This window comes from Mesorhizobium sp. M7A.F.Ca.CA.002.15.2.1 (assembly GCF_003998715.1).
GTDB classification, from domain to species: Bacteria; Pseudomonadota; Alphaproteobacteria; order Rhizobiales; family Rhizobiaceae; genus Mesorhizobium; species Mesorhizobium ciceri.
In genome coordinates, this window is the sequence record NZ_RZPI01000476.1 from 1 (window position 1) to 4,465 (window position 4,465).

A 4,465-nucleotide genomic window follows, 5' to 3' on the forward strand; every position below is an offset into this window, starting at 1 on the left:
TTCCTCAAGATGGCAATGAGGTTGCCGATCTCCGTTCTGGACTCTTCGGCAAGCGGTTTCAGCAGCGCCTGCTGGCGCGAGGCAAAGACCGAGGACAGGCCGATGCCATAGGCCGACAGAAGACCTGAGAAGGGATGGATCAGCACCGCTTCCATGCCGAGCGCATCGGCGACCAGGCAAGCGTGCTGGCCGCCGGCGCCGCCAAAACAGTTCAAGAGATATTCGGTGACGTCGTAGCCGCGCTGCACGGAGATCTTCTTGATGGCATTGGCCATGTTTTCGACGGCGATGGTGACGAAGCCCTCGGCGACAGACTCGGGCGACCGGCCGTCGCCGATTTCGGCGGCGAGTGCGGCGAATTTTGCCCGTACCGTCTCGACGTCGAGCGTCTGGTCCTGGCCGGGTCCGAAAATGGCCGGGAAGAAATCGGGCTGCAGCTTGCCCAGCATCACATTGGCGTCGGTGACGGCGAGCGGGCCGCCGCGCCGGTAGGCTGCCGGGCCGGGATTGGCGCCAGCCGAATCCGGCCCGGCCCGGAAGCGGCCGGCCTCGTAATGCAGGATCGAGCCGCCGCCGGCGGCGACGGTATGGATGCGCATCATCGGCGCGCGGATGCGCACGCCGGCGACCTCGGTGTCGAAGGCGCGCTCATATTCGCCGTCATAGTGAGCGACGTCGGTCGAGGTGCCGCCCATGTCGAAACCGATGACCTTGTCGAAGCCGGCGAGCCTGGCCGTCTCGACCATGCCGACGACACCGCCGGCTGGTCCTGACAGCAGTGCGTCCTTGCCCTGGAACATGTCGGCGGCGGTGAGACCGCCCGACGACATCATGAACATCAGGCGGGGGAATCGATCGCTCTCCCCCACAAGAGGGGAGCTTGGCGCCGCACCCAACTCTCCCGCCACCCTTTGCACATAGCGCGATAGGATCGGCGACAAATAGGCGTCGACCACCGCGGTGTCGCCGCGGCCGACCAGCTTGATCAGCGGCGAGACCTCATGGCTGACCGAGACCTGGCTGAAACCGAGTTTGCGGCAGACTTTCGCCACCGCCTTCTCGTGCTCGGGGTATTTCCAGGCGTGCATGAAGACGATGGCGACCGCATCGATGCCATCGGCCCTGGCCTGTTCGATCGCCGGCCGGCAGGCGGCGATATCGAGCAATTGTTCGACGCAGCCATCGGCGCGCACACGCTCGTTGATTTCGATGACGCGCTCGTAGAGCTGTTCGGGAAGGATGATCTCCTTGGCGAAGATGTCCGGGCGCGCCTGGTAGGCGATCTTCAGCGCATCGCGGAAGCCCTTGGTGATGAGCAAAAGCACGCGGTCGCCCTTGCGCTCCAGCAGCGCATTTGTGGCGACCGTGGTGCCCATCTTGATGTCGCCGATCAGGCCGCTCGGGATCGTGTCGCCGGCCGACAAGCCAAGAAGGTCGCGAATGCCCTGGATGGCGGCATCGTTATAGGCTTCGGGATTTTCGGAGAGAAGCTTGCGCGGGTGCAGCCCGCCCTCCGGATCTCGGCCGATGATATCGGTGAATGTGCCGCCGCGGTCGATCCAGAAATCCCATTTTTCGGTCATGACAGCCCCTGGCGCTCTTCTGTTCGATCGGTGTTTCGGCACATGCTGTTAGTTCGCTACGGCCTGAGCGGCAATCGCAAATGAACCAGACGATGTTACATGCGGAAACGCAACGTTACGAAACTCATGGCCGGCTGACGCATTTGTCCTTCGACCGCTCACGGCAACGTGAGCGTGTGTTGAAGGAGAGACAAATGAAAAAGCTCATTCTCGCGTCCGTTTCCGGTTTGGCTTTGCTTGGCGTCGCCGCCTGCAGTGACAGCGGTACGGACAACACCACCACCCAGAGCACCAACCCGCCGGCCGCCGAGGAACCGATGAAACCGGCCACCCCGGAAGCCACGCCGCCGGCCGCGACGCCTCCGGCAACGGATAATTCGACCACGAAGAGCATCACACCCGAGAAGCCCGCCGAGCCGGCTCCGGCAACACCAGCTCCTGCGCCCGCGCAGTAGTGAGCAAGCAGTACTTCTTGTGATGAATGAGGAAGGTCGGCTCGCGCCGGCCTTTCTCATGTCGTCCGAGCGCCGTGGGCCAATCCCTCTCGCGCGCCGGATCGATTTGTCGCGCAAAGCCTGCGGCACTGTCCCGGCTTGATAGGAGGGAGCGGTGGCTCTAAGAAGCAGGCCATGTCGATTTGGGATCGCCTCGGCGAGTTCATCACCCGCGTTTCATCCTCAACCTCGTCGGGTGTCGTCGACGTTGTCGAGGCTGTGCGCACGGTTTTCTCCGGCGATGCGGATTTGCGCCGGCGTGTCGCCTTTTCGGTGGCGATGATCGCGCTGTCGGCCAAGATGGCCAAGGCCGATGGCATCGTCACCCAGGACGAGGTGCGCGCCTTCCAGGAGATATTCGAAGTGCCGCCGAAGGAGACGCGCAATGTGGCGCGGCTGTTCGATCTCGCCCAGCGCGACGTGGCCGGTTTCGAAACCTATGCCGAGCGGATGGCCCAGATGTGCGGTTCGGGGCATTCCAACTGCGTGATGCTTGAAGACATACTCGACGGTCTGTTCCACATTGCCAAGGCCGACGGGCTGGTGCACGAGCGCGAAGGCCATTTCCTGCACCGCATCGCCGAGATTTTCCGCATCGACGAAGCGCATTACGAAGCCATCATGGCCCGGCACGTCAATCTCGGCGCCGGGGATCCCTATGTCGTGCTGGGCATCGAGCGCGGCAAGCCGTTCGAAGAGGTCAGGAAACGCTATCGCAAGCTGGTTTCCGACAATCATCCGGATCGGCTGATCGCGCGCGGCCTGCCTCAGGAATTCATCAAGATCGCGACCACCAGGGTGGCGGCGATCAATGCCGCCTACGAGATGATCGAGCGGGGCCTGCGCCACGCATGAGCGGCTTTCTGCCCGACGAGCCACGTGCCGAAGTCAGGGTATCGCCGAATTTCGGCCCGCGGCGCGAGACAACACCCAGGCCCGACATGATCGTGCTGCACTACACAGGCATGGCGACCGGCGCCGGGGCCGAGGCCTGGCTTTGCGATCCGGCCAGCGAGGTCTCGTCGCATTATCTGGTCCACGAGAATGGCCATATCGTGCAGATGGTCAGGGAAAGCGACCGCGCCTGGCACGCCGGCAAGAGTTCGTGGTTCGGATGCGCCGACATCAATTCCTGTTCCGTCGGCATCGAGATCGTCAATCCGGGGCATTCGCTGGGCTATCCCGGTTTTCCCCGGCGGCAGATCGATGCCGTGATCGGGCTGTGCCGGGGGATCGCCGGTCGGCATTCGATCGCCGCCGAGCGGGTACTCGCGCATTCCGATGTTGCGCCGGGGCGCAAAATCGATCCCGGCGAGAAGTTTCCGTGGCGGGCGCTATTCGAGGCCGGTGTCGGCCATCTCGTTACGGCCGCCCCCGTCAGGCGAGGCGCTACTCTGACAACCGGCGACACCGGCGGCGATATCGAAGCGTTGCAGTCGATGCTGGCGCTCTACGGCTATGGCGTTGAAATATCCGGCGTTTTCGACCGGCAGACGGAGGCGGTGGTCGAAGCCTTCCAACGGCATTTCCGGCCGCGCAAGGTGGACGGCGTTGCCGACGGCTCGACGCTGCGGACGCTGCAAAGGCTGCTTGCTTCCGTGAAGCGCTAATCCCCGGGAGACCTCTCCCAAGCAATTCTTTCCAATCCTTAAGTTACAGGCTGTCACTCAAAGTGACTTGCCTGGCCTTGTTTGACACCAATTCGGGCGTCAAACGGCTGACGTGTAGATGTCGGACCCCAAGCCCCCCCCGGGTTGTTCCGACGTTGGTTAGGCGTTGCTGCGTGAACATCTTCGCGCGGTTCAGACAGAACAGGATCACATGCAGAAATTTACCGTTTTAACGGCAGCTCTTGCTGCCGGCGTAATGACTTTTGCCTTCAGTGCGGCGCATGCAGCGTCATTCAGCCCGCGGGCCGATCAAGGGTTTCCCGTGGTATCCGCAAAAAGCGGCAAGGCAGGCCACGACGCCAAGGCGACAAAGCAGGCATCCGCCAAAGCGGAGACGAAGCGGGCTTCCGCCAAAGCGGAAAAGGCAAGCTGGTCCAAACCGAAGAAGTCCATCGCCAAAAGGCAGACGAAGCGCGGCCGCAAGACCGTCGACATGACGAGAACGGCATCGATCGGCCTCAGGAACGCGGCGGAGTCGACGGCCGCGGTGGCGAGCAGCGGCCAGTATTCCGCAATCGTTGCCCGCTATGCGGCGATCGAAGGCGTGCCCGTGTCGCTCGCCTCGGCGGTCATCAAGATCGAGAGCAACTACCGGCCCAACATCGTCGGCAGCGCCGACGAGATCGGCCTGATGCAGATCAAGCCGGCCACGGCTCGGATGATGGGCTATAGCGGCTCCGCCAAGGGCCTGTTCGATCCCGACACCAACATCAAATAC

At 63.0% G+C, this 4,465-nt stretch carries 5 protein-coding genes; 4 read left to right on the forward strand and 1 reads right to left on the reverse strand.

Annotated features, from left to right (window positions below; all coding sequences use genetic code 11):
• On the reverse strand, window positions 1-1,583 hold a 1,583-nt coding region (locus tag ENZ74_RS23065; protein ID WP_281059721.1), incomplete at its 3' end, for a hydantoinase/oxoprolinase family protein.
• Between the two features lie 80 nt (window positions 1,584-1,663).
• Here ENZ74_RS23065 and ENZ74_RS23070 point away from each other — a divergent pair.
• The 4 genes from ENZ74_RS23070 to ENZ74_RS23085 form a co-directional block, all read left to right on the forward strand.
• Window positions 1,664-2,038, forward strand: coding sequence for a hypothetical protein (locus tag ENZ74_RS23070; protein WP_244514312.1), 375 nt, complete (start codon window positions 1,664-1,666; stop codon window positions 2,036-2,038).
• A gap of 174 nt (window positions 2,039-2,212) precedes the next feature.
• Window positions 2,213-2,932, forward strand: coding sequence for a DnaJ family molecular chaperone (locus ENZ74_RS23075; RefSeq protein WP_013530944.1), 720 nt, complete (start codon window positions 2,213-2,215; stop codon window positions 2,930-2,932).
• The gene (locus tag ENZ74_RS23080) at window positions 2,929-3,687 is read left to right on the forward strand and encodes an N-acetylmuramoyl-L-alanine amidase (protein WP_013530945.1); all 759 of its coding nucleotides are present in this window, start codon (window positions 2,929-2,931) and stop codon (window positions 3,685-3,687) included. The genes ENZ74_RS23075 and ENZ74_RS23080 overlap by 4 nt, the downstream gene beginning before the upstream one ends.
• 211 nt (window positions 3,688-3,898) lie before the next feature.
• Window positions 3,899-4,465: lytic transglycosylase domain-containing protein (locus ENZ74_RS23085; RefSeq protein WP_164761149.1), on the forward strand; the 567-nt coding region annotated here is incomplete at its 3' end.

Coding starts and splice junctions, on each gene's coding strand:
- ENZ74_RS23075 (WP_013530944.1), top strand. CDS start 2,213: ATGTCGATTTGGGATCGCCTCGGCGAGTTCATCACCCGCGTTTCATCC.
- ENZ74_RS23080 (WP_013530945.1), top strand. CDS start 2,929: ATGAGCGGCTTTCTGCCCGACGAGCCACGTGCCGAAGTCAGGGTATCG.
- ENZ74_RS23070 (WP_244514312.1), top strand. CDS start 1,664: ATGAACCAGACGATGTTACATGCGGAAACGCAACGTTACGAAACTCAT.